This is a genomic window from uncultured Piscinibacter sp. (assembly GCF_937952055.1).
GTDB lineage: Bacteria > Pseudomonadota > Gammaproteobacteria > Burkholderiales > Burkholderiaceae_C > Piscinibacter.
In genome coordinates this window covers 181,277-206,464 of record NZ_CALFYO010000019.1, presented here as the reverse complement: position 1 = coordinate 206,464, position 25,188 = coordinate 181,277, and the positions used below count along the sequence as shown (strand labels likewise).

Sequence of the window (25,188 nt, the reverse complement as noted above, 5' to 3'; positions counted from 1 at the left end):
GCCACAGTATTGCGACTCGGCCGCGCGGTCAGCGTTGACACGCGTCAACCCGCGAACCGTCGATGCCGAGCGCTCTGCCCCGACCGCGTCGGCCGGCCGATGGCATGCGGCCTGCGCCGCGGACCGCGCGGGCACCCTTGACCTCGCGCAATCGGCGCGGCGGCAGTCGCTCAAGAATCGGTCACCGGCTTCAAGCCGCACAGGAGGCACCGATGAGCGACCACGTGGGCGACGTGAGGAAGTACACCGACAGGGTCAACGAGGCGGCCGTGGCAGCCATCGTGAAGTACTGCGGCATCGCCTTGCAGAACGCGGACTCGTCCCTGGTGGCGAGTTCGGACCCGAAGGAGCTGAAGACCGTGCGCGAGGGCTTCGCGGCGAGGAGGCTCGGCCTGAGCGCCGAAGCCGCCGACGCCGGCATGAGGGTCGCCATCGAGAAGATGAAGGCGGCGCCGCACAAGAGCCGCGTGACCTTCTACTACCTGCTCGCCGAGGCCAGCGGCACGCTGGGCCGGCTCGGCTAGCGCAGGCTGCGCCGCAGCGCCTCGACCAGCGCGTTGGGGTGCTCCAGGCCTTCGTAGGTGGGCGGCATGTCGTCAGGCAGGCCGAGCAGCGACGTGACGGCCAGCCGCGCGGCATGCACCGAGTACTCGACGGTGTAGACCACGTCGGCCGGGATCTCGCAGTACTGGCCGACGAAGGCCAGGTTCGCCGTGCCCGGCGGGATCACCGCGGGCCGGTCGCCGCGCGTGCGCGGCATGAACTGGCTGGTGGTGTACGGCAGCAGGCAGGGAATGCAGTTCGAGGCCTCCAGCAGGGCCGGCATGTGCTCCTGAAATCCCAGTTGCGAGAACAACTCGACGAGGATCTCGCGGCCGCTGCACTCGGACATCTTCTTCGGCACGAAGTCGCCGGCGCGGTCTGGGAACAGCCCGTAGCCCCACCACACGCCGCAGCCCTCGGGCTGCCCGGCGTAGGCCGGCGAGTGGTAGAGGTGGAAGGTCAGCATCCAGCTCGAGCTCTTCAGCGTCACCAGGCCGCCGCGGCCCTCGGCGCTGCCGCTGAAGCGCTCCATCAGCGCGGCGAAACGCCGTGGCGACTCGGTCACCGTGAAGGTGATCCATGACGTCCGGTCGACATGGCCGCAGAAGGTCCAGGGCCGGCCGAAGCGGCTGTCCTGCTCGGCCAGCCGCTTCCACAGGGCCCAGGAACCCTCGTCCGCATCGGCGCGCGGCGGCGGCGCGGCGTCCATCGAGCCGAGGCTGGACGCAGCGGTCATCGAGCCGAGCGTGACGATGACGAGGTCGTGCTCGCCGACCGCGATCTCGCTGCTTCCCGCCGCGCGCTGGCAGCGGATGTGCCGCACCGCCTTCACGCCGTCGCGGCGCTCGAAGCCCAGGTCCGTCACGCGCACGCCGGCCTCGAAGCGCACGCCCTGCTGCTGCAGCCAGCGCAGCATCGGCCGCACGATCGAGTCGTGGCCGTTGTAGCGGGTCGACTGGATGATCTGCATCGTCTCGAGATCCGGGAACAGCCGCAGGAAGCGCAGCAGGTAGCGCCGCAACTCGGCCGCGCTGTGCCAGGTCTCGAAGCCGAACATGCTGCACCACATCGCCCAGAAGTTCGAGGCGAAGAAGCCGGCGTCGAAGCATTCGTCGATGCGCCTGGCACCGAGGGCATCCTCGCTGCCGAGCATGAGCCTGGCGAGGTCGGCGCGGTCTCGGTTGCGCAGGCCCCAGTCGGTCGGATCGACGATGCGGCCGCGATCCACCAGGCGCGCCTTGTCGTACCAGGGCGTCGCCTGCCAGAACTCGAAGGTGTCCTGCGTGATCGACTTCGCCGGATCGTCGAGCGAGGGGATGGCGTCGAGCAGCTCGTAGGTGAGCACGTAGGCCGGCCCGAACATGCGGCTGCCGCGCATCGAATAGCCCTGCTCGGCGGATCCGCCCGCGTCGAGGCTGCCGCCGAACTGCGCCGCCTCGAGCACGTGGATGTCGGTGCCGCTCATGCCGCCGTCGCGGATCAGGTAGGCTGCTGCCGCCAGCGACGCGATGCCCCCACCGACCAGATAGCAGCTGCGTTGCTTGCCCTGCGCCACGGCCTGCTCCTTCTCTGTGCACTGCGCACGCGCAAGCCTGCGCCAACGCGAGCGGCGCGCATTGCGCGCGCGCAAGGTCGATGCAGGGGCGGCGGCGCTAGGCTGGCTGAACGAACCGGAGCACGGCAGAGCATGAAGGCATTGAGTGGTGTGGATGGCGCGTTCCTGCACCTGGAGACGCCCGAGACGCCGATGCACGTGGCATCGCTGCACCTGCTCGACCTGCCGGCCGGCCACGACGGCGACTTCCATGCCGAGCTGAAGCGGCAGATGGCGCGGCGCATCCACCTCGCGCCGATCTTCACGCGCAAGCTCGCGCCGATGCCGCTGCAGTTCGCCAACCCGGTGTGGGTGGCGGACGAGCAGGTCGACCTCGACTACCACGTGCAGCGCATCACGCTGCGCCGCCCCGGTACGGCGGCCCAGTTCGAGGACTGTGCCGGGCGGCTGCATGCGGAGTTGCTCGACCGCAGCCGACCGCTGTGGCGCATGGTCGTGATCGACGGTCTGCGCAGCGGCCAGGTCGGCCTTTACATCAAGGTGCATCACGCGGTGCTCGACGGCCAGGCCGGCGTGCTGCTGTCCAGCGCGCTGTTCGACCTCACGGCGACGCCGCGGCGCCTGCCGCGCGGCACCGCGTCGCACGCCGAGCACCCGGGCATGGCCGAACTCGCCGCGGCGGCACTGAAGCACGACGTCGGCCAGTACATCAAGCTGCTGCGCCACCTGCCCGGGGTCGTGACGGCGCTGGCCGGCCTGCTCGGCCCGCCGGCCAAGCCGGGCCGGGGCAAGCTCGGCGAGAACTTCTCGTTCGGCCCGAAGACGCCGCTGAACGTGCCGATCAGCGGCGAGCGCGGCTTCGCGGCATGGTCGGTGCCGCTGGACACGCTCAAGCAACTCGCGACCGTGCACCAGGCCAAGCTCAACGACATCGTTCTCGCGCTGTGCAGCGCTGCGCTGCGGCGCTATCTCGAAGGGCATGGCGGCGTGCCGAAGAAGCCGCTGATCGCGACCATGCCGATCTCGCTGCGCGAAGCCGGCAACGTCGAGTACACGACGCAGGCCACGCTCAGCCTGGTCAACCTGCACACGCACATTGCCGACCCGGTGAAGCGCCTGCGTGCGATCCGCGATGCGGCCGGCGCGGTGAAGGACTTGGCCAGGCATGCGCGCGGGCTGATCCCCACCGACTTCCCGTCCATCGGCGTGCCGTGGCTGCTGCGCGCATTCGCCGCGCTGTACGGCAGCCCGGCGGTGACCGGCACCCTGCCGCCGATCGCCAACGTGGTGATCTCCAACGTCCCCGGGCCGCAGGTGCCGCTGTATGCGGCCGGCGCTCGCGTGGCGAGCTACTGGCCGCTGTCGATCGTCGAGCACGGCCTGGGGCTGAACATCACGGTGATGAGCTATGCCGGCGCGATGGGCTTCGGCTTCACCACCGCGCGCACCGCCGTGCCCGACGCCCGCGCGCTGTCGGCGGCGCTGCACGCTTCGCTGGACGAGCTGGTGGCCGCCAGCCGGACCGCACCGCGCCGCCGCCGAGGCGCCGCAACCGACGAAGGGTGACGATGCGCCAGCTGAGCGGACACGAGGCGATCTTTCTCTACGCGGACTCGGCGCACGCCAACGCCAACATCACGTTCGTGCAGATCTACGACCAGCGCACCGCGCCGGGCGGCAAGGTGCGCTTCAAGGACATCCTGGCGCACATCGAGAGCCGCCTGCACCGTTCGCCGGTGTTCCGCAGCCGGCTGCTGCGCGTGCCGCTGGAGCTTGACTACCCGTACTGGATCGAGGACGAGCACTTCGACCTCGAGTACCACGTGCGTCACATCGCCCTGCCCAAGCCGGGCGACTGGCGCCAGTTCTGCATCCAGGCCTCGCGCATCCATGCCCGCCAGCTCGACCTGAACCGTCCGCTGTGGGAGATCTACGTGATCGAGGGGCTGGACAGCCTGGCCGATCTGCCGCCCGGCAGCTTCGCGGTGCTGACCAAGGTCCACCATGCCGCCATCGACCCGCAGACGCGCAACGAGCTCGTCGAGGTGCTGCACGACACCCGCGCGCGCCCTCCCCGGCCGGAGCCCGCGGAACCCTGGTTCCCGGAGCCGGCGCCCAGCGCGACGCGGCTGATGGTGCGCGGCGCGCTGAACTCGATGCGCTCGCCGCTGAAGCTGATGGCGCCGGTCGCGCGCCTCGTACCCGCGGCCATGGCCTTCGCCGGCGACCTGCTGCATCCCGAGCAGCTGGCGGCGACGCGCTTCAACGCCGTGGTCTCCGCCCATCGCGTGTTCGAGACGCGACGCTTCACGATCGAGGAGTTCGAACGCATCCGCGGTCTCGTCGAGGGCGCCACGCTCGAGGACGCGGTGCTGACGGTCTGCGCCGGCGCGCTGCGCTGCTACCTGGCGTCGCACGGCGAACTGCCCGACACCGACCTGGAGGCGATCGTGCCGACGCGCATGGGCGGTGCCAAGGCGCAGTCGGCGGCGATGCGCGTGCAACTGGGCACGCGGCTGGCCGATCCGGTCGAGCGGCTGGAGTGGATCCACGGCCAGACCACGTCGCCGCGCACGCTGGCCCGCGCCGTCGCGGCGCGCGAGCGCAGCGACATCGGCGAGCACGCGCCGGCCGCCACGCTGGCGCTGACCGGGCGGCTGTTCGGCCGGGCAGCGCCCGAGACGCGCAGCGGCATGCCCCTGGCGGCCTGCACGATCACCAAGGTGGCCAGCCCGCCCAGGCCGCTGTACCTCGACGGCGCGCGCCTGGCCTACTTCTCGGCCATCCTGCCGATCTCCGACGGCATGGGGCTGTCGTTCGCAGTGACACGCTACGACGGACGCATCGTGATTTCGCCGACCTCCTGCCGCGAACTGATGCCCGACCCGCAGGCCTTCGCGCAGTGCCTGCGCGACAGCTTCCAGTCCTGCCTTGCGCGCGCGCGGCCCGCCACGAGGCGCGGCGTCAGGCCGCCGCGGCCGCGGGCGTCAGCAGCCGGTACAGACGGCCCATCGGCCCCGAAGGCCGGAAGCGGCGCCAATGCCCCTCGGGCTGCGACAGGCGGTCGGCGACGATCCACAGCACCAGGGCGTTGAAGCCCAGCCCGATGTGGCTGCCCGGGACGCGAATGTTCTCGTGGCGGCTGGGGTCGCCTTCGATGGTGGCTTCCTGCGGCGGCACGACGCCGTCGCCAAGCGAGTACAGGCAACTCAGCGGCATCGGCAAGTCCTTCTTCTCGCGCAGCTTCTTCGCCTGCGGCTGCATCGCGTGGGCGGTCGGCCCCATTGGGTGCGCGATCAGACGGTACATCGCCTTGACCAGCGGCGGCGAGGCACTGCCCTCCGGGTCGACGCTGACGGGGCTGCCCAGCGTCACCACGGATCGCACGCAGTCCGGCACCTGGTGCGCCCCGTACAGCGCGAACACGCCGCCGAGGCTCCAGCCGACCAGGCTGACCTTGCGCCCGGTCTTGTGGCGCAGATAGCGGATCTTCTGCTCCAGCGCCTTGGCGTGCTTGGCATGGAAGCCGATGTTGCGCCCCAGGCCCCAGGTCTCGACCGCGTAGCCGCGGTTGCGCAGGAACAGTTGCAGGCCGACGAGCGAGAGCTCGCTGCCCATGAACCCCGGCAGCAGCAGCACCGGGTGGCCGTCGCCGCGCGGCGCCCTCATCAGCACCGGCAGCGCGCCGGGCAACGCGGCCAGCTCGATGAGCGCGCGCCACTCCAGGGCGGAATGCGCGGGGCTGGGCCGGCCGGTGTGGGGATGACGAGTCGCCATGCACTTCTCCGGGGCGTCGCCGCCCCGTTGCGGACGATACCGCGTCCCGCGGTGCACGGGTCGGTCCGAGCCGGCGCGGAGATGCGCTCGCGCAATCTTTTCGCGCGCCGATAATGCGGCGCATGCCCGCCGCGAGCCCCTCCCCCTCGGCGCCCCTGCGCCAGGCGCGTCGCGCCTGGCGCCTGCTGCACGTCGATTCGCCGCAGTCGCGGCGCCTCGCCGAAGGCGCCCTCGATGCCGCGTCGCGCAGCGGCGACGACAGCGCAGAAGGCTGGGCGCGCATCACGCTGGGCTACCAGCAGCTCTACTTCGGCACCGTGGCCGAGGCCGGGCGAGAGCTGAAGCGGGCCCGGCAATGCTTCGAGCGTGGCGGCGACCGCGCCGGCCACCTGCTGGCCAGCGCCGCGCTGGCACGCTCGATGTGGCGCGAAGGCCGCGTGCGCGAGGCACTCGCCGCGGTGCTGCCGCTGCGCGAGGAGGGCGTGCGCGTGCTGCGCCACGACCAGCGCGGCGTGCTGCTCAACACCATCGCCGGCTGCTACTCGGCGCTGGGAGAGTCCTCGCAGGCCTTCGCGCACATGTTCGAGGCGTTGCGCGATGCCGGCCCGTCGCGTGGCCACGGCTTCGACACCGTGCTGCACTGCAACCTCTCGCACGAGCTGCTGCAGATCGGCGACTACGAGCACAGCCTGCAGCATGTCCAACAGGGGCTGGCCGGCTGCGCGCGGCTGAAGAACGCGCGACTGCTCGGCGTGCTGCTCATCAACCGCGTGGTCTGTCTGACCGAACTGGGCCGCGCGGCGGAGGCGCTGCCCGACGTCGCCGCGGTGCTTGCCATGCCGGCGGGCCCGGCCGGTCGCGGCAGCATCGAGCCGGCCTTCGAGACGCTGGCCATCGCCGCCCTGCGTGCCGGGGAGATCGGGCTCGGCGCCGAACTGGTGGAGCGTGCGCGCGCGAGCGGCGTCTCGCCGATCGCCGACGAACGCGTCGAACGCGTCACCGCCGCAGGCCTGCTCGCCCTGGCGCAAGGCGACGCATCGGCGGCGTTGCGCGCGCTGGAGGCGGCCCGCGAGGAGGCCGGCCGCGATGACGTCGACGGCCTGTCGGTGCGCATCCGTGCACAGTACTTCGCCGTGCTCGGCGACGCGCACGAGGCCGCGGGCGGGGCAGCGGCTGCGCTGGACGCGCTGCGCCAATGGCAGCGGCTGTACCGCGCGCAATCGCAACTCGCCTCGCGCGCGCGCTACCAGGCCGCCACGCTGCAGACCGAACTGCTGCGACTGCAGCACCGACTCGACGAGAACGACGCGCGTCGCCGCCGCACCGAGCGGGACCGCGCCGAACTCGCCACGATCAACGCGCAGCTCTCGACCAAGATCGAGGAAGTTCAGTCGTTGCAGCAGGCGCTGCGCGAGCAGGCGGTGCATGACCCGCTGACCGGCCTGTTCAACCGCCGCCACCTCAACGACACGCTGCCCACGCTGTTCGCGCTGGCGCGCCGCGAGGGACAGCCGCTGGCGCTGGCCCTCATCGACCTCGATCACTTCAAGCGCATCAACGACCTGCACGGACACGCCGCCGGCGACGGGCTGCTCGCCGCCTTCGGCCGGCTGCTCGCTGGCCAGGGCCGCAGGAGCGACGTGGCGTGCCGCTACGGCGGCGAGGAGTTCTGCCTGCTGATGCCGCGCACCACCGCCGACGGCGCGCGGCGCAAGGTGCAGTCGCTGCTGCGCCGCTGGCGCGCACAGCGCTTCGAACTGGAGGGCGACGTGCTGGAGGGCCTGAGCTTCTCGGCCGGCGTTGCCGACACCCTGCTCGCGCCCGCTTCGCCCGACGCGCTGCTCAGGGCCGCGGACGACGAGTTGCTCGCCGCCAAGCGCGACGGTCGCAACCGTGTGGGCATGGCTGCGGCGCGCATGCCGGGCAGCGCGGCCGCGGCCCGCGAGGCGAGCCTGCAATGAAGCGCATGATGTGCGCGGTCGCCGCGGTGAGCGTGATGGGGTGCATGCAGATGAACGAGAGCCAGGCGCAGACGCCACCGCTGGGGCCGCCGGAGGCGACGTTGGCCGCGATGCGCGCCGATGCCGCCATGCGCGCCAGCGTCACGGTGGCGGACGTGCACATCGAGTCGACGCAGTCCGTCACCTGGCGCGACGCGTCGCTCGGTTGCCCGCAGCCCGGCATGATGTATGCGCAGATCCTGGTGCCCGGCTGGCGCGTGGTCATCGCCGCCGGCGGCAAGCGGCTCGACTACCACGTCGGTCGGCGCGGCAACTGGCTGCGCTGTCCGGCCGACCGCGTGCAGGAGCCGCTGCCGGGCAATCCGGCGGTCTAGGGCTTCAAGCGCCGCAGCTCTGCCACTGCCGGCTGTACGCACTCGCCGGCTTCACCACGGTGGTCTCGCCGACGGCATCGCGCCAGCGGCGGCCGAGTTCGGTCTCGAGCCGGAAGGCGTACTTCTCGAAGAAGGCGGGGAACATCTCGCCGCCGCGCGTGCCCACCGCGTGGAGCTGGTCGCGCCCGGCGTCCCATTCCAGCAGGATGGCGGCAAGCGGCTGCGGTGCGGGGCCGGCGATCACGCTCGCGCCGCGCGCCGGGTCGTAGCGCGAGTTGTCGCCGCAGCAGTGGATCACCTGTGCCGGTTCGCCGGCGCCCCCGCGGCGCACGCCGATGAAGCTCAGCGCCGGCGTGGGGTACATCAGCTTGTGCGCGCAGATCGCGGAAAAGGCGACGATGCGGCGGCCCGCGCCGACGCCGGCGGGCGCCGCATAGTGCTGCTTCGCTTCGGTGACCAGTTCGGTGTCGCGCACCGCGCCGTCGAGCGCGAGCAGGAACACCGGCGAGGCGACGAAGGGGTAGTTGAAGAGCAGCGGCTCGCCGGCCTTCACCTGCTTCGCCGAGACAGGCTGGCCGTTCGGGTGCACGAGCAGCGAGCGCGGGTGGCGTTGCGCATCGCCGGCCAGCGTCGGCAGCATCCCCGACGCCGCCCACGCCCCCGCCACGCAGGCGGCCTGCTGCATCAACGTCCGGCGCGCGTCGTTCGCCGGGCCGTCGTCGAAGGAACGAGGTTCGCAGGCATCGTGCTGCATGGCCTGCAACGTACACGACTCGGCGCATGGCCGCAATTGCGCACCGCGCAAAAAAAGACCCCGGGGCCGAAGCGCCGGGGTCTGGCAAGCAGCGCATGGGCGCGCTGCGAGGTCGTTCAGGGCGTGTCGACGCGCACGATGGTCGGGCTGGGCAGGCCGCCCGCGCCGCCGTAGGCCACCGCGCCGAGGTACTTCGTCGCCGCGGCCAGGCCGGTGAAGTTCAGCGACACCGTGCCGGTGGCGCCGATGGTGGCGGCGGGCGGTGCGCTGACCGTCATGTTGCCGGCATCGGCGACGCCGAGCAGCCAGGTGTGCAGCTTGAACGGCGAGCTGCCGACCACGCCCCAGCCCTGCACGACGACGGTGTAATTGCCCGCCGCCGGGTTGCTGAGGTTCACTTCCTCTGCCGAGGTGCCGCTGCCGCTGGCGCCGACCTGTTGACCGGCGTTGTTGAACACGCACAGGTCGATGTCTGCACCCGCCGACACGTCGGCGTCGAACAGCGAGAAGCGCGCGTAACTCGTCCCGGGCGGAACCACCACCGGGATCAGCTGGGCGTTCGGCGAGCTCAGCGAGCAGGCGCCGTTGCTCGGGTCGTCGGCCACGTTGCCGGCACTGATCGCCGCGGGCACCAGGCCGCGCGCCGTGGCGCTGAACGGCCCGTCGTAGCCGAAGGTCAGGCCGTAGCTCGTCGCCGCGCCGTTGCTCGACACCTGCGCCGGCGCTGCCAGCGCGACCGGTCGCACGACCATCGGCACGCGCACGACATGCCCGGCACCGTCGGACAGCGTGAACTGACCACCGGTGTAGTTGTTCAGCGCGGCCGCGGTGCGCAGGAAGGACAGCGTGATGGTCTTGGTCTCCCCAGGCAGGATCTCGAAAGGCGCCGGCGGCGTCACCGCGAAACCGCCCATGCCGGTGACGCTGGCCGTGTAGGTGGCCTTCACGGCACCGACGTTGGTGACGCGGCGCTTCACCGTCTGCACGCCCGCCATGTCGCCGATGGCGATCGAGGCGCCGTTCAGGTCGCTGGCGTCGGTCGAGTAGCCGGCATTGCGCAGCGCGTTGCAGGTGGCCGGACCGACACCGCTGGTGGTGCCGCAGAGGAAGGCCAGCCAGTCGTTCCACGAATGATCGAACACCAGGCCCGGGTCGAGCGCGGCATTCGGCGACACATGGCCCGCGCCCTGGCGGAAGATCAGCACCGGGTTGGTGTTCGGCGCCGGCGTGCCGCCGTCGAGCACGTCGTAGGCGGTGGTCATCAGCGCCGACTTGATCGCCATCGGCGACCAGCCGGGCTTGGCCTGCTTGAACAGCGCCGCGAGGCCGGCCACGTGCGGGCTGGACATCGAGGTGCCGCTGAGCAGGTCGAACAGCTTGCCGCCATGGCCCATCGGCGAGACACCAGCAAGGATGTCCTGGCCCGGGGCGATGAGGTCCGGCTTGAGCAGGTCGCCGCCGCCGGCGCGCAGCGGGCCGCGCGACGAGAACGTGGCCGTGAGCGGCGCGACGGCGTCGAACACGATCGTCGCGGCGTTGATCTCCGCAGTGGCGCCGGCCGTCGCCGCATAGGCGTAGATCGCCGCGCGGTCGGTGCTCTGCACGTGCACCGTCGGCACCTCGTGGAAGTCGGCGTTCAGCGAGCTGACGCTGGTGTTGGCGAGGATCATGCCCACGCCGCCGGCCTGCTTCACCGCGAGGCTCTTGTTCACGCGTGCCGTGACGCCGCGGTCGCAGACGACGATCTTGCCGTTCACCTTGGCCGGGTCGAGCACCGCCGTGCCGCCGGTGTCGATGGCCGCGAAGCACAGCGCCACCGCCGCCGGGTCGGCGCCGGGCAGGGCCGCGTCGCTGGCCGCGATCAGCGGGCTGCTCGGCAGCGCCTGCGCGATCGACGCACCCTGGTAGGTCACGCCGTTGCCCAGCGTCACCGAGCCACGGCCGTCGCGCGGGTGCGTGCCGGCCGCCACCGTGGTCAGCCAGGGGCCGGGGTGCGCCACCGTCGCCGATGCCGGACCGCTGTTGCCGGCCGAGGCGGCAACGAACACGCCGGCGTCGGCGGCGAACAGGAAGGCCAGTTCCACCGGATCGAGGAAGTTGGTCAGCGAGCCGCTGATGGAGAAGTTGATCACGTCCACGCCGTCGGCGACGGCCTGGTCGATCGCCGCCACCGAGTCGCTGTTGAAGCAGCCGCCTTCGTCGCCGGTGCCCCAGCAGACCTTGTAGGCCGCGATGCGCGCACGCGGCGCGATGCCGCTGATGGCGCCGAACACCGAGGCCGGGCCGCTGGTCGCGACGTTCTGGTTGCCGCCGGCAGTGGTGGCGGTGTGCGTGCCGTGGCCATCGAAGTCGCGCGGCGAGAGGAACTCGTAGGGCAGTTCCGCCCTCACGCCGGCATTGCCGCCGAAGCCCTCGTTGTAGTAGCGCGCACCGATCAGCTTCTGGTTGCAGTTCGAGGCGGTGAACTGCTCGCCCGGCGTGCACCTGCCATTCCAGCCGGGGATCTGCTGGTAGCCGAGCTTGCCGTCCCGGGTGCCGTTGCCGTTCACGTCGGTGCGGTCCGACAGGCTGGCGTGCTCGGGCCAGATGCCGCTGTCGACGATGCCGATGACCACGCCCTCGCCCTTCACGCCCGTGCGCTCCCACAGGCCGCCGGGGCCGGCGAGGCCAAGGAAGCTCGGTGTGTCCGACGTCTCGAGGCGGCGCCTCTCGTCGCGGCTGACCGACAGCACGCCGGCCGTGGTGGCGAGCTTGGCGGCCTGCGCCTCGCTCAGCTCGGCGGCGAAACCGTTGAACACGAAGCCGTAGCTGTAGGCCTTGCGCCCGCCGCCCACCGAGGCGAGCAGCGCGTCGTGGCGGCCGCTCAGGTAGCCGAAGTAGTTGACGACGTCGGGGTTGGTGGAGTCGATCTTCCTGCCCTGGGCCGGCTTGGTGGCCCTGTAGCCGGCGATGCCGCCCTCGTAGGCGACTACGGGGTCCTCGACCAGCTGCACGATGTACAGGCGGTTGGTGGCACGGCCCGACGCGATGTCGGTCTGCGCGGCGATGGCCTTGCTGATCGCCTCGCCGCGATTGGCGGCCTGCGGTGCGGATCGGTCGGCGTCGGCGGACCCTCCTCCGCCGCATGCCACGAGCAAGGCCGACGCGACCGATGCCAGCGGCATCGCCCAGCGGCGGCTCTGGATGGAACTTCTTCTCACCTGATTCTCCTTCGTTGGGTCCGCGGGCCGATCGGGCCAGGGCGGCGCTCTGGTTTGCACCATCTCCCCCCTTCGTTGTGGAAGGGATGAACGCCCATTTCGTCACGACTGGTCACATGGCGTCAATGGCCGTGAGCGTTGGCCCGAGGGTTTGACCACCCCCGCGTTCATGGGGGATCTGTGCAGATCGCCCGGTTCAGCGGTGCCCTGCCCACGAGGCGCCGAGCCGGTCGCGCAGCGCCGTCTTCAGCACCTTGCCGTAGTTGTTCTTCGGCAGCTCGTCCACCATCACGTACCGCTTCGGCCGCTTGAAGCGCGCCAGCTGCGCGAGGCAGTGGGCGTCCAGCGCCTCGGCCGTCACCTCCGCTCCGGGCTGCGCGACGACGAAGGCGACCACCACCTCGCCCCATTCGGCATCGGGCGCCCCCACCACCGCGGCCTCGGCCACGCCGGGCGCGGTGAGCAGCACCTCCTCCACCTCGCGCGGATAGATGTTCGAACCGCCGCTGATGACCAGGTCCTTGCTGCGGTCCTTCAGCGTGAGGAAGCCGTCCTCGTCGAGGCAGCCCACGTCGCCGGTGAACAGCCACCCTTCGCGGACGGCCGCGGCCGTCGCCTTGGGGTTGCGCCAGTAGCCGGCCATCACGCTGTCGCCCCGCACCAGCACCTCGCCGATCTCGCCGACCGCCAGCTCGCGGCCCTCGCTATCGGCGATGCGCAGGCGCACCGGCGTCTGCGCCACGCCCACCGAGGCGAGGCGCTCGACGTGGCGCGGGTGGCCGAAGTCGGCGAGCTGCGCGCGGGACAGCGAGGTGGCCACCATCGGCGTCTCGCCCTGGCCATAGATCTGCACGAAGCGCGGCCCCATCACGGCCAGCGCGCGCTGCATGTCGGCCACGTACATCGGCGCGCCGCCGTAGACGATGGTCTTGAAGCTGCGCGCCGCGTCGCCGGCCGCCAGCCCCGCCTTCGCGGCATGGTCGACGAGGCGCTTGACGATGGTCGGCGCGGCAAAAGTCGACAGCGGCCCGAGTGCCGCGCCGAGCGCGAACAGCTCGGCCGCATCGACGCCGCCGGAGGCCGGCACCACGTGGCGCGCGCCGGCCATCAGGTGCGGGATCGCGTACAGGCCGACACCGTGCGACATCGGCGCGGCGTAGACGATGGCGTCGTCGCGCGACACCGCATCGACGTCGGCGAAGTAGGCCAGCCCCATCGTCATCAGGTTGCGCTGCGTGATCATCACGCCCTTGGGCCGGCCGGTGGTGCCGCTCGTGTAGAACAGCCAGGCGGTATCGCCCGCGGCACGCTCGGCGATGGCCACCGCGGCCGGGTCCGCCGCCGGCGCCAGCAGCGCGTCGGCCTCGGCCGACTCGACATCGATCTGGCGCTGCACGCCGGCGAGCGGCTCCGGCGCCACGTCCCGCGTCACGAAGGCCCAGCGCGCCTGCGCGTGGTCGACGATCCACTCCACCTCGCGCGGGTGCAGCTTGGCGTTGACCGGCACGACGACGAGGCCGGCCCACCAGGCTGCCCACAGCAGCTCGAGGTAGCGCGGGTGATTGCGCATGAACAGGACGACGCGGTCACCGCTGCCCAGGCCGGCCGCGCGCAGGCGTTGCGCCGCACCGGCGCTGCGCGCTGCCCAGTCGCGGTAGCTCGCCCACGGCAAGGTGCCGTGGAAGACGGCGCTGCGTTCGGGCTGCAGCCGTGCCTGCTTGAGCAGCAGATGGGCGAGGCTCATGCTGTGTTCATCCTTGTGCACTTTGCGTGATGACCAGGCGCATCGTCGTGCCCTGCGGCCCGCTGGACACCACCTCCAGGCTGCCGCCATGCAGCGCCATCACGCGTTGAACGATGTGCAGTCCGAGGCCGCGCCGGCGGCCGCGCGCGTCCTTCTCGAAGCGCGGCGGCGACGGGTCGGAAATGCGCGGCAGGCGGTCGGCGGGAATGCCCGGTCCGTGATCGATCACGTCGAGGATCAGCGCCAGCGGCTCGTCGGAGTCCGACACACGCACCACCACCTCCGAGCCGGGTGGGCTGCAGCGCAGTGCGTTGGCCAGCAGGTTGCGCAACGCCAGGCGCATCAGGCCCGGATCCATCGACGCCGTGCGCGTGCTCGTCGCGCGATCGATGCGCACGCGGTGGGCCTCGCTGGGCGGCATGTCGGCGATGGCCACCTCGATGAGCGCGTCGATGTCGCTGTCCACCCCTTCGCTGGGCTTGCCGCCGACCAGCAGCGACGCCACGGCGAGCGTGTTGCCGATGCTCGCCTGCACCTCGCTGAGCACGATTTCGGCGCGGCGCAGCGGCTCGGCGGCGGTGAGCTTGCCATCGCGCGACAGCTCGACGCTGGCCGCGCGCAGCGCGGCCGAGGCATTGTTCAGCGGCTGGCGCACCTCGTGGGCCAGCACGTCGAGCATGTCGCTGCGTTCCTTCAGCTGGTCGAGCGTCTCCTCGCGCGCACGCTGCAGCGCGCGCATGGCGCTCGCCTCCGCCTCGCGCGAGTGCGCCAGCGCCTCGGACAGCTCGGCCACCTCCCGGATCGGCTGGGTCGGCAGCGTGCCCGAGCGGCCCTGCAGGTGCGCATCGACCACGCCGCGCAGCTGCATGCCCAGCCGGCGGGCGACGTACAGCGACCCGGCGATGGCCAGCGCCGCGCACAGCACGCCGGCGACGAGGATGGCCATCATCGAATCGCGCACCTGCGCATGCAGCGCCGCCGAAGGGCGCCCGACGACGACGTGCCAATTGCGGCCCGGCACCCGCGCGACACTGGTGAAGACGGGGATGCCGTCCTTGGTGCTGGACTCGAACAGCGTCAGGCCCTGGCGCATCCCCTCCTGCAGGGCCGGTGTGGTGGACTGGCCGATGAAGCGCTCGGCGTCGCGGGAGCGGGCGACGATGACGTGGTTCTGGTCGACCACCGCGGCGGTCCAGTCTTCCGGCCAGGTCTGCTCGTTCAGCCAGTCGGCCAGCGACTCCAGGCGGATCACTGCGCGCAGCGCGTAGGCGCCCGCCGGCCCCATCGACAGCGGCATGCCGACGCCGACGACCCGACGTTGGCTCACCGCGCCCGTGACCAGCGGCGAAACCACCTGCCGCCCCTGCTCGAAGATCGGCCGCTGCAACTCCAGCAGCAAGGGTGATGGCTGCGGCAGTGGCGTGCCGAACGGTCGCAGCGTATTGAAGGGCTGGCGGCCGGCGGCATCGACGATGCTGATGCCGACGATGCGCGGGTCGGCCTCGGCGACGCGCACGGCCGTCGCGTAGAAAGCCGCCATGTCGCCGCGCCTCGCGCTGTCGGCCTGCGCCATCGCCCGCAGCGCGGCGAAGACGCTGTCGAGCTGGTGGCCGATGGCGCCGGCCGCGTCGGTGGCACGGCGCTGCAGCGCGGCCAGGGCCTGCGCCTGCTGCTCGGCGATCGCCCGGTGCATGCTGTACGCGGAGAAGGCCAGAAGCGGCAGCAGCGCGAGCAGGCTGACGAGTGCCAGCCAGGCGGCGACGCTCAGGCTCGCGCCCGCGCGCGGGGCAGCGTGCGGCGCTACGCTCGTGGGGGCGATTTCGTCGACGGGCATGTCCGGTGCGGCCGAACTCGCGCGGCCGTGCCGGATTGTGGCGTCAACGCACCCTGCGCCCGCTCAGCGCGACTGCGCCGGCACGGCCGCCGCGGCGCCGAGCTCCCGATGCAGCGCCACCACCGTGCCGATCATGATGAGCGCCGGCGCGCGCACGTCATGGCGTCGCGCCAGCTCGGGCAACGTGGCCAGGGTCCCGGTGACCGTGCGCTGCTCGGGCAGGGTGGCGCGCTCGATCAACGCCGCCGGCGTGTCGCCGGCCAGGCCGTGCGCCTGCAGCTGCGCGCTGATCACCGGCAGCGTGCCGACGCCCATGTAGATCACCACCGTCTGGCGCGGACGCGCCAGCAGCTCCCAGTCGAGGTCGACGCTGCGCGCCGTGCCCTCGCCGCGCAGGTGGCCGGTGGCGTAGACGAGGGCCTCGGCGTGGTCCCGGTGCGTCAGCGGGATGCCGCTGGCCGCGGACGCCCCCTGCGCCGCGCTGATGCCGGGGATCACCTCGAAGGGGATGCCCGCGGCGGCGAGGCCCTGCGCCTCCTCGCCGCCGCGGCCGAAGATGTAGGGATCGCCGCCCTTCAGGCGCACGAGACGCCGCCCGCTCCTGGCCAGCCGCACCATCAGCTCGATGATGCCGGCCTGCGGCAGCGTGTGATGGCCGCTCTCCTTGCCGACATAGACGAGGTCGGCCTGCGCCGGCACGAGCTGCAGCACTGCCTTGGAGACCAGGTGGTCGTACAGCACCAGGGTCGCGCTGTTCAGCGCGCGGGCGGCCTTCAGCGTCAGCAGCTCGGGGTCGCCCGGGCCGGCACCGACGAGCGTGACGCGCGCCGGACCCAGGCCGGTGCCGAGGCCGGGCGTGAACTGGAGGGGCTCGCTGAGCAGGGTCATGGCGTGCTTTCGCGCGATGGGTCGACGCACGCATTGCACGATCGGCGGCGCCTTGCCGCCTTGAACCAGTTCAAGACTTGGGCACGGACGCCCGGTTCAGCGCCCGGGGTAGGCGGCGAGCCGCTTGGCATCGAGGATCAGCACGTCGCGCTTGTCGATGCGCACCAGGCCGGCGGCCTCCAGCTCGTGCAGCACGCGCGAGAAGTACTCCGGCGTGAGCGACAGCCGCGAGGCCACCGTCGCCTTGCTCACCGGCAGCGACACCGTGATCACCTCGCCGCTGACGCAGTCCTCGGCGATCTGGTCACGCAGCAGGTAGCCGATGACGCGCTGCACGCCGCTGTGCAGCGCGTAGGCCTCGACGTCGTGCACCAGCCCGTGCAGCCGCCGCGAGATGCCGGCGAGCATGCGCATCGCGAAACGCGGGTCACGCTCGATCTCGCCGACCACGGCATCCTTCTTCACCGTGAGCAGCAGCGTGTCGGCCAGCGCCTGCGCGTTGATGATGTAGGGCTTGCCGGTGAACATCAGCGCCTCGGCGAAGCTGTTGCCGGGGCCGACCAGCTCGATCACCTTCTCCTGCCCGGCTGGCGAGATCGCGAACAGCTTGACCTGGCCGGTGACGGTGACGTGGAACTCCTCGCAGGGCTCGCCGACGCGGAACACCGTGTCGCCGCGCGACAGCCGGCGCAGCTGGCAGCCCAGCGCGAGCCGCTCCAGCTCGCAGCGGCTGAGGTCGGTGAACAGCGGCAGCACCGACAGGTAACGGGGCAGGTCGAAGGTTCGGGCTTCCACGGGGAGTCGGCGATGGGGCCGGGCGAGTGTCGGCGCCCGGACGGGACGGTTGCTTGATGCGCATCAACTCCGCGTCAGCCGCGCGTAGACGCCGGCCAGCCGCGCCGGCAGTTCGGCCGGCCGGCGCACCTGGGCCCAGCCGCCGCGGCCGAACAGGTGCGGCAGGTACTCGTGCGCTTCCTCGTCGATGGACAGGCAGAACGGCAGCAGCCCGGCCTGGCGCGCCTCGTGCACCGCGTGGCGCGTGTCCTCGAGGCCCCAGCGTCCTTCGTAGACGTCGAGGTCGTTGGGCTTGCCGTCTGTGAGGATGAGCAGCAGGCGCTGGCGCTCGGGGCGTGCGGACAGGCGCCTCGTCGCGATGCGCAGCGCCGCGCCCATGCGCGTGTAGTAGCCGGGCTTGACGGCGCCGATGCGCGCCTGCGCCGTCGCGCTCCACGCTTCGTCGAAACCCTTCAGGTGCTGCATGCGCACATGCTGCCGTCGCACCGAGCTGAAGCCGAGCATCTCGAAGGCGTCGCCGCCGCCGTCCAGTGCCTCGCCGAAGACGTACAGCGCGTCGCGGATCACGTCGATGACGCGCGCATCATCGTTCACGTGGGCGTCGGTCGACAGCGACAGGTCGGCCAGCAGCAGCGTCGCCAGGCTGCGTTCGCCGCGCGTGCGGCGCGCGAACACCGGCGGGTCGCGCGGCGCGGGTCGTCCGGCATCGTCCGCCGCGTGGCGCACCCAGGCGTCGAGGTCGATCGCCTCGCCGTCGGCGCAGTGGCGCTGCCAGCGCGGCGCGGCGCGCAGCACCTCGAGCCGCCGACGCACGCGCCGCGCGGTGGCGCGCAGCGCAGCGCTCGGCACGAAGCTCGCACCGGGCCGTGCGAGCAGCGTGATCGCTCGGCAATGGTCGGGGCGCAGGCGCTGCTGCTTCCAGTCCCACTCGGGCAACGATTCGCCCGCGCCCAGCGGCAGGTCGTCGACGCTGGCGCTGGGCAGGTCGAGGTCGAACCTGACCCGCGCCGCGCCAGCCTGTCCGTCGCGCGTGATGGCGAGCTGCTCCATGTCGTCGGCGGCGCGCAGCGCGTTGCCGTCGTCCTCGTCGTCGGTGGCGCGGTCCAGCGGCACGTGATCGGCCCAGGTCATCAGCTGCTCGGTCTTGGCCGGCAGCAGCAGCGGCGCAGGCCGGTCGCGCTGCGCCTCGACGCGGCGGGTGCGACGGCGCGTCGCGCTTCGATCGCCCGCGCCACGCTGCACGTGTGTCTCGGCACCCGGTGCCGCGACGCCGGTGCCCTCGGTCGGCGCAACGGCTTCCAGCCAGAGCCACACCGGGGCGACGTCCTGCGCCACGAGGTCCGGCCAGGCGATGGTCTCGCCGCACAGCGCCGCGCGCACCGCGGCCTCGGCCGCCGCGGCCGCACCGCGCAGCCGCGCCGGGTCGGGTCGCTGCGCCAGGTGCGCATCGCGCAAGCGCTGCCAGCGTGCGCTCAGGCCGGGACAGCGCCGCAGCGCCAGCGCGCCGGCCGCCACGTTGCCGGCCATCCAGTTCGATTGCGGCGCCCAGGCCGCGGCCAGTGCGGCCAGCCACAGGTAGAGATCGCGGTTGAGGCCGGCATCGTCGAACACCGCGATCAGCGGCGGCAACGCCAGCGTGTCGGCGTCCAGCCTCGTGGTGGCGGCGCGTTGCCCGCTGCCGGCGATCTTCTGCAGCCAGCCGCGCGGTCCGCCGATGCGCGCCTCGCCGGCCGGCACGACGCGCACGCCCTGGCTGCCGCCGACGGCGTGGAAGAGCATCGCCGCGGCGCGCTGCACCTCCTCGAGCGCCACGCCCCGGGCAGGGAAGGAACGGTCGGCCGCCCGGGTGATCAGGCGGTGCCAGCGTTCGCCGATCCACTCTTCCATGTCAGTGGCGCCGGGCTGCCCGAAGCCGCCGGGCCCCCCCACGGGGGGGCGTGAGCGTGAGCGCGCTCGGGGGTCTCATGTCGGCCTCAGCCGCGGTCCTCGCGGCGCTGGCGCAGCGTCTCGCGCACCGCGTCGAGCCCGACCTTCCACTCGAGGTTGGGCGTGCTGCCCTGCATCTCGTGCGAGCTCTCGCACGCGGTGAGGCACCGGCCGCACTGCACGCAGGAGAACATCATGCGCTTGATGTTGCGTGGCGCGAGGCGCATTGGGCAGGCCACGTCGCAGGCCGACCCGCCAGGCGCGTCCGCCGTCGCGCAGCTTCGGCAGTCACGCGCGCGCCCGCGGTCGAACGCGACCACCAGCCCCCTGGGGTTGGCCATCCAGGCCAGGCTCTGGAACAGCCCGACCGCGCAGCCGAAGCGGCAGAACAGGTGGCGCGCGAACATCAGTTCCAGCGTGAAGACGAGGGTGCCGACGACGATGAAGCGCGCCTGGTTGGGGCTCAGCGTGCCGGCGAACAGGTTGCCCCAGATCTCGCGCGGCGGCAGCAGGTAGGTCAGCAGCGTGATCGCCCACAGGAAGCCGAACACCGCACAGGCCAGCAGGAAGGCTGGCCACCAGCGGGCATCGGGCTGCCGGCCGGCGCGCAGCGTGCGGTGCCGGTCCCACAGGCTGAGCTTGCCGCTGGCCCGCTGCAGCAGCCCGTTGAGCGATTCGACCAGCGAGAAATGCGGGCACAGCCAGCCGCAGTAGAGGCGGCCGTAGCGCCAGGCCACCGTCAAGAAGGCGGCCACCAGGGCCAGCGCCGGCAGGATGGCGCGCCAGACGATGTTCAACGCCGCCTGCGTGGCGGAGATCTCGCCGCGCATGAAGTCATCGATGCCGAGCGACCAGCGACAACCCAGCACCCACAGCTGCGTTTCGTGCAGGTCGAAACGCAGCAGGTCGAGCGCCGGAGCGAACAGGAACAGCGCGAAGAAGCCGACCTGCAGGGCGCGCCGGCGGCGCCGCAGCCGCGCCTTGCGCAGACCCTGCCCGGCCATGCCGCGCACCGCCAGGGCGGCGCCTGCTTCAGGCATCGCCCAGCACCGCGCCGAGCACGTCGCCGAGCGCGCCGGCGGTGTCGGCATCGTCGGTCAGCGCGTCGACGATCGCCGCCGTGCAGGCCGCGCGCAGCGGCAGCCCGGCGACCACGAGCCGCGCCGCCATCACCAGCAGCCGCGTGCTCGCGGTCTCCTCGAGGTCGTGGTCGGTGAGGCGGCGCAGCGCCTGCGCCAGCGCGACCAGCCGCGCGGCGACCTGCGGCGTGCAGCCGCTTTCCGCCTCGACGATGGCGCGCTCCACCGCGGGTTCGGGGTAACCCAGCGTCAGCGCCACGAAGCGCTGCCGCGTGCTCGGCTTCAGGCCCTTGAGCAGGTTCTGGTAGCCGGGGTTGTAGGAGATCACGAGCATGAAGCCGGGCGCAGCGGGGATCAGTTCTCCCGTGCGCTCGACGGGCAGCACGCGGCGGTCGTCGGCCAGCGGATGCAGCACGACGGTGGTGTCCTTGCGCGCCTCGACCACCTCGTCGAGATAGCAGATCGCGCCTTCGCGCACCGCACGCGTCAGCGGTCCGTCGCACCAGACCGTGTCGCCGCCGCCGATCAGGTGGCGGCCGACGAGGTCGGCTGCGCTGAGGTCGTCGTGGCAGCTCACCGTCAGCAGCGGCCGGCCGAGCCGCGCCGCCATGTGCTCGACGAAGCGGGTCTTGCCGCAGCCGGTCGGCCCCTTGATGAGCAGGGGCAGCCGGCTCGCGTGGGCCTGCTCGAAGAGCAGGCACTCCTGCCCCTGCGCGGCGTAGTACGGCACCGCCGCGACGTGCCGGGCGCTGGCGAGTTCCATCGCATCCCCCCGGACTCAGGCCGCGGCCAGGCGGCTGGCGGGCTGCTCGGTCTCGTCGGCCGCAGGGCCGATGAAGAAGCTCGACAGGTAGGTCAGCAGCCCGGCGAGGAACATCACGCCGCCGGCCACGCGCACCCAGTAGAAGAAGCGCAGCTGGTCCTGCGTGGCCATGAAGGACATCGCGCCTTCGGTGGGCATGCGCTGCAGCCACACCTGCAGCACGCCGGCGCCGGTCAGCGCGAGCACCATCACGGCCATGCCGATGGTCATGATCCAGAAGCTCCACATCTCGGTGGCCTGCGCGCGCCGCGAATTGGCCTCGCGGCCGCGCAGGATGGGCATGGCGTAGCTGATCATCGCGATGACGACGAGCACGTAGGCGCCGTAGAAGGCGAGGTGGCCGTGCGCCGCGGTGATCTGGCTGCCATGGGTGTAGTAGTTCACCGGGCTGAGCGTGTGGATGAAGCCCCACAGGCCGGCGCCGAGGAAGCCCATCACCGCGGTGCCCACCGCCCAGAGCACGGCGGCCTGGTTCGGGTGCTCGCGCTTGCGCCGCTGCACCATGTTGAAGGCGAACAGCGTCATCATGAAGAAGGGGATCGGCTCGAGCGCGCTGAACACGCTGCCCACCCATTGCCAGTAGCCCGGCAGGCCGATGAAGAAGAAGTGGTGGCCGGTGCCGAGGATGCCGGTGACCAGCGCCATGGTGATGATCAGGTACAGCCACTTGTCGATCACCTCGCGATCCACGCCGGTGGTCTTCACCAGCACGAAGGCGAGCAGCGCGCCGAGGATCAGCTCCCAGGTGCCTTCCACCCACAGGTGGACGACGAACCACCAGTACATCTTGTCGCGCACCAGGTTGCTCGGGTTGACGAAGCTGAACAGGAACATCAGCGCCAGGCCCCACAGGCCCATCAGCAGCACCAGCGAGATGGCGGTCTTGCGGCCCTTCAGCACCGTCATGCTGATGTTGAACAGGAAGCCCAGCGCAACGACGACGATCCCGACCTTGGTCGGCAGCGGCTGCTCGAGGAACTCTCTGCCCATCGTCTGCAGCAGGTCGTTGCCGGTCCATTTCGCGAGCGTCGCGTAGGGCACCAGCAGGTAGCCGAGGATGGTGGCCGCCCCGGCGACGAGGAACACCCAGAACAGCAGCCTGGCGAGCAAGGGGCTGTACAGCTCCGTGTCGGCTTCCTCGGGGATGAGGTAGTAGGCCGAGCCCATGAAGCCGAACAGCAGCCACACGATGAGCAGGTTCGTGTGCACCATGCGCGCGATGTTGAACGGAATGGCCGGGAAGGCGAGGTCGCCGATCAGGTACTGCAGGCCGAGCGTGAGGCCGAAGACGATCTGCCCGACGAACAGGCCGATGGCGGCGGTGAAGTACAGCCAGGACACCGACTGCGACGGGAACTTGAGCGTGGCGGTTTTCATGTTCTTTCTCTTCAACCCTCGATGTTCGGCGGCCACTTCTCGGTGTCCACGCCGTTGGTCCACTTGAGGAACTCGACCAGGTCGTCGAGCTGCTTCTCGTCGAAGCCGAAGTTGGGCATCTGGCGGCGCCCCGGCGCGCCGGTGGGCTGCGCCTTGATCCAGGCCTTGATGAAGTCAGCACCGCGCCGCTGGTAGACGTTGCCGAGTTCGGGCGCGAAGTACGCGCCTTCCCCGAGCAGCGTGTGGCAGCCGATGCAGTTGCGCGTTTCCCAGAGGTGCTTGCCGCGCACCACCGCGGGGGTGATCTCGGCAGACTTCGAGCGCTGTGGGATGCGGCTCTCGGTGTCGAAGATCAGGACGGCGAACAGCAGCACGAAGAACACCGTGCCGCCATAGAAGATGTTGCGCGCCATCTGGCTGGTGAAGCCTTGGGCCATGAAGCTCTCCGCAGGTTGTGAATGGCCATAGCCTACGGATTCGGTCGGGAATTTCCTTGAACCGGTACAAGAAACGCGCGATCGGCGCGTTCAACGGGTCGCGCGCGCCCCTGCCTCGTACCAGCCCTTGCTGCGGTTGACCACGCGCACCACCAGCAGCATCACCGGCACCTCGATCAGCACGCCGACCACGGTGGCCAGCGCCGCGCCCGAGTCGAAGCCGAACAGGCTGATCGCCGCGGCCACCGCCAGCTCGAAGAAGTTGCTCGCGCCGATCAGCGCCGATGGGCAGGCCACGCTGTGCGATTCGCCGAGCTTGCGGTTCAGCCCGTAGGCCAGCGCCGAGTTGAAGAACACCTGGATGAGGATGGGCACCGCGAGCATCGCGATGACCAGCGGCTGACGCAGGATCGCCTCGCCCTGAAAGGCGAACAGCAGCACCAGCGTGGCCAGCAGCGCGGCGACCGACCAGGGGCCGATCCTGGCGAGCGCGGCGTCGAAAGCGTCCTGGCCACGCGCCAGCAGCGCCCTGCGCCAGAGCTGCGCGATCAGCACCGGCACGACGATGTACAGCACCACCGAGGTGAGCAGCGTGTCCCAAGGCACGGTGATCGACGACAGGCCGAGCAGCAGCGCCACGATCGGCGCGAAGGCGAACACCATGATGGTGTCGTTGAGCGCCACCTGGCTCAGCGTGAACAGCGGATGGCCGTTGGTGAGCCGGCTCCACACGAACACCATCGCCGTGCAGGGCGCGGCGGCGAGCAGGATGAGGCCGGCGACGTAGCTGTCGAGCTGGCCGGCGGGCAGGTACGGCGCGAACAGCTCGCGGATGAAGATCCAGGCGAGCAGCGCCATCGAGAAGGGCTTGACCGCCCAGTTGACGAACAGCGTGACGCCGATGCCGCGCCAGTGCTGCCTGACCTGGTGCAGTGCGCCGAAATCGACCTTCAGCAGCATCGGGATGATCATCACCCAGATCAGCAGCCCGACCGGCAGGTTGACCTTCGCCACCTCCATCGCGCCGATGGCCTGGAACGGCGCGGGCATCGCCTGGCCGAGCGCGATGCCGACCACGATGCACAGGAACACCCACAGGGTGAGCCAGCGTTCGAACAGGTTCATCAGCTGCGCCCGATCGTCTCGAGCGCCGCCTTCAGCGCCTGGCGGTCCATGCGGTCCAGCGGCAGCGCGAGCAGTTGCAGCATGCGGTAGCCGATCGCCTGGCGCGTCAGCTCGAAGGCGCGGCGCTTGCCTTCGTCGCCGCCCTCGGCGTTCGACGGATCCGGATACCCCCAGTGCACCTTGACCGGCTGGCCACTGCCGCCGCCTGTGAAGACGGGGCAGGACTCGGCGGCGGCGCTGTCGCACACGGTGATGACGATGGACAGCGGCGGCGCGCCGTCGCGGCTGAACTCATCCCAGCTCTTGCTGCGGCAGCCGCTCGTGTCGATGCCGGCATTCGCCAGCGCTTCGAGGGCGAAAGGGTTGATGCGGCCGCTGGGTGCGCTGCCGGCACTGTGCGCCTTGACGTCCTTGGCAAGCCTGGCGGAGAGATGGTTGAGCATGCCCTCGCCCAGCACGCTGCGTGCCGAGTTGTGGGTGCAAAGGATCAGCACGTGCACCGTCATCGCCGCGCCTCAGCAGCAGCCGCCCGCGGCCTTGACGGGAATGGCGACCGGCTTGCCGCGCGTCGCCGGCGTGCAGCAGGCCGCGGCGTCGGCCGGCTTCGCCTCGTTGAACACCGGGATGTCGGCCAGCGTGTGGAAGTGCTCCCAGGCGATGCCCTGCGGGTCGGTCACCCAGTGCTTCTCGCTGCGCGCATAGCAGCAGGTGGTCTCGCCCTCGTCGAGCAGCGCCATGTCGGCCGCCTGCGCGCGCGCCTTCATGCCGGCCAGTTCGGCCGCATCGTCGGTCTGGATGCCCAGGTGGTCGATGCCCGGCGCGCCGCCGCGCGTGGAGATGGCGAAGTTGACCGGCGGGTCCTCGAGCATCCACTTGGCGTAGTCGGATTCGCGGCGCGCGGGCTCGCGCTCGAACAGCTTGGCGTAGAAGCCGATGCTCTGTTCGAGGTCGGCGACGTGCAGGTGGACGTGGAAGCGCTTCATGAAAGGTCCTTTC

Annotated in this window: 20 protein-coding genes and 1 pseudogene; 5 read left to right on the top strand and 16 right to left on the bottom strand. The window is 71.3% G+C overall.

Going from position 1 to position 25,188, the window contains the following annotated elements; all coding sequences use genetic code 11:
• The first annotated feature begins 212 nt into the window (after positions 1–212).
• Positions 213–524, top strand: coding sequence for a DUF2853 family protein (locus Q0599_RS08375; RefSeq protein ID WP_298828241.1), 312 nt, complete (start codon positions 213–215; stop codon positions 522–524).
• Here Q0599_RS08375 and Q0599_RS08370 read toward each other — a convergent pair.
• On the bottom strand, positions 521–2,350 hold the full coding sequence (locus tag Q0599_RS08370) for an oleate hydratase (protein WP_298828238.1): 1,830 nt from the start codon (positions 2,348–2,350) through the stop codon (positions 521–523). The two genes, Q0599_RS08375 and Q0599_RS08370, sit on opposite strands and share 4 nt — an antisense overlap.
• Here Q0599_RS08370 and Q0599_RS08365 point away from each other — a divergent pair.
• Both Q0599_RS08365 and Q0599_RS08360 read left to right on the top strand, forming a co-directional pair.
• Positions 2,231–3,664: a wax ester/triacylglycerol synthase family O-acyltransferase gene (locus tag Q0599_RS08365; RefSeq protein ID WP_298828235.1), complete on the top strand. Its 1,434-nt coding sequence runs from the start codon at positions 2,231–2,233 to the stop codon at positions 3,662–3,664. The genes Q0599_RS08370 and Q0599_RS08365 overlap by 120 nt on opposite strands.
• A 2-nt stretch (positions 3,665–3,666) precedes the next feature.
• Positions 3,667–5,016, top strand: a pseudogene (locus Q0599_RS08360) (wax ester/triacylglycerol synthase family O-acyltransferase); the annotation flags it as partial.
• Between the two features lie 46 nt (positions 5,017–5,062).
• On the opposite strand, the gene Q0599_RS08355 reads toward Q0599_RS08360, so the two are convergent.
• Positions 5,063–5,875, bottom strand: coding sequence for an alpha/beta hydrolase (locus Q0599_RS08355; RefSeq protein ID WP_298828233.1), 813 nt, complete (start codon positions 5,873–5,875; stop codon positions 5,063–5,065).
• Between the two features lie 122 nt (positions 5,876–5,997).
• Here Q0599_RS08355 and Q0599_RS08350 point away from each other — a divergent pair, with 122 nt between their 5' ends.
• Both Q0599_RS08350 and Q0599_RS08345 read left to right on the top strand, forming a co-directional pair.
• A complete protein-coding gene (locus Q0599_RS08350) occupies positions 5,998–7,836 on the top strand; it encodes a GGDEF domain-containing protein (protein ID WP_298828230.1) in 1,839 nt (612 codons plus the stop codon).
• A complete protein-coding gene (locus Q0599_RS08345) occupies positions 7,833–8,210 on the top strand; it encodes a hypothetical protein (RefSeq protein ID WP_298828228.1) in 378 nt (125 codons plus the stop codon). Before Q0599_RS08350 ends, Q0599_RS08345 begins: the two co-directional genes overlap by 4 nt.
• Positions 8,211–8,214: 4 nt before the next feature.
• Here Q0599_RS08345 and Q0599_RS08340 read toward each other — a convergent pair whose 3' ends face one another.
• The 14 genes from Q0599_RS08340 to Q0599_RS08275 all read right to left on the bottom strand — a co-directional run bounded on the left by Q0599_RS08340 (position 8,215) and on the right by Q0599_RS08275 (position 25,175).
• The gene (locus tag Q0599_RS08340) at positions 8,215–8,964 is read right to left on the bottom strand and encodes a Rieske 2Fe-2S domain-containing protein (RefSeq protein ID WP_298828226.1); all 750 of its coding nucleotides are present in this window, start codon (positions 8,962–8,964) and stop codon (positions 8,215–8,217) included.
• 116 nt (positions 8,965–9,080) lie between these two features.
• Positions 9,081–12,164, bottom strand: coding sequence for a S8 family peptidase (locus Q0599_RS08335; protein WP_298828224.1), 3,084 nt, complete (start codon positions 12,162–12,164; stop codon positions 9,081–9,083).
• A 196-nt stretch (positions 12,165–12,360) separates the two neighbouring features.
• Positions 12,361–13,908 carry a class I adenylate-forming enzyme family protein gene (locus Q0599_RS08330; RefSeq protein WP_298828223.1) on the bottom strand — a complete coding sequence of 516 codons (1,548 nt, stop codon included), beginning with the start codon at positions 13,906–13,908 and terminating at the stop codon, positions 12,361–12,363.
• A gap of 7 nt (positions 13,909–13,915) precedes the next feature.
• Positions 13,916–15,742, bottom strand: a complete 1,827-nt coding sequence (locus tag Q0599_RS08325; RefSeq protein WP_298828221.1) for an ATP-binding protein — start codon at positions 15,740–15,742, stop codon at positions 13,916–13,918.
• Positions 15,743–15,805: 63 nt separating this feature from the next.
• Entirely contained in the window at positions 15,806–16,630 is an 825-nt protein-coding gene (cobA, locus tag Q0599_RS08320) for a uroporphyrinogen-III C-methyltransferase (RefSeq protein WP_298828218.1), read from the bottom strand.
• Between the two features lie 96 nt (positions 16,631–16,726).
• On the bottom strand, positions 16,727–17,425 hold the full coding sequence (locus Q0599_RS08315) for a Crp/Fnr family transcriptional regulator (RefSeq protein WP_298828216.1): 699 nt from the start codon (positions 17,423–17,425) through the stop codon (positions 16,727–16,729).
• Positions 17,426–17,488: 63 nt separating this feature from the next.
• Positions 17,489–19,312 (bottom strand): VWA domain-containing protein, encoded by a 1,824-nt coding sequence (locus Q0599_RS08310; RefSeq protein ID WP_298828214.1) that lies wholly within the window; start codon positions 19,310–19,312, stop codon positions 17,489–17,491.
• A gap of 86 nt (positions 19,313–19,398) precedes the next feature.
• The gene (locus Q0599_RS08305) at positions 19,399–20,391 is read right to left on the bottom strand and encodes a 4Fe-4S binding protein (protein WP_298828210.1); all 993 of its coding nucleotides are present in this window, start codon (positions 20,389–20,391) and stop codon (positions 19,399–19,401) included.
• A complete protein-coding gene (locus Q0599_RS08300; protein ID WP_298828208.1) occupies positions 20,384–21,193 on the bottom strand; it encodes a CbbQ/NirQ/NorQ/GpvN family protein in 810 nt (269 codons plus the stop codon). The genes Q0599_RS08305 and Q0599_RS08300 overlap by 8 nt, the downstream gene beginning before the upstream one ends.
• Positions 21,194–21,208: 15 nt before the next feature.
• Positions 21,209–22,630, bottom strand: a complete 1,422-nt coding sequence (locus Q0599_RS08295) for a cbb3-type cytochrome c oxidase subunit I (RefSeq protein ID WP_298828206.1) — start codon at positions 22,628–22,630, stop codon at positions 21,209–21,211.
• Between the two features lie 11 nt (positions 22,631–22,641).
• Positions 22,642–23,067 (bottom strand): cytochrome c, encoded by a 426-nt coding sequence (locus Q0599_RS08290; RefSeq protein WP_298828204.1) that lies wholly within the window; start codon positions 23,065–23,067, stop codon positions 22,642–22,644.
• A gap of 90 nt (positions 23,068–23,157) precedes the next feature.
• Positions 23,158–24,192: an ACR3 family arsenite efflux transporter gene (gene arsB, locus Q0599_RS08285; RefSeq protein WP_298828203.1), complete on the bottom strand. Its 1,035-nt coding sequence runs from the start codon at positions 24,190–24,192 to the stop codon at positions 23,158–23,160.
• Positions 24,192–24,698, bottom strand: a complete 507-nt coding sequence (locus Q0599_RS08280; RefSeq protein WP_298828202.1) for an arsenate reductase ArsC — start codon at positions 24,696–24,698, stop codon at positions 24,192–24,194. Before Q0599_RS08280 ends, arsB begins: the two co-directional genes overlap by 1 nt.
• Positions 24,699–24,707: 9 nt before the next feature.
• Positions 24,708–25,175, bottom strand: a complete 468-nt coding sequence (locus Q0599_RS08275; protein ID WP_298828200.1) for an ArsI/CadI family heavy metal resistance metalloenzyme — start codon at positions 25,173–25,175, stop codon at positions 24,708–24,710.
• Positions 25,176–25,188: the final 13 nt, after the last annotated feature.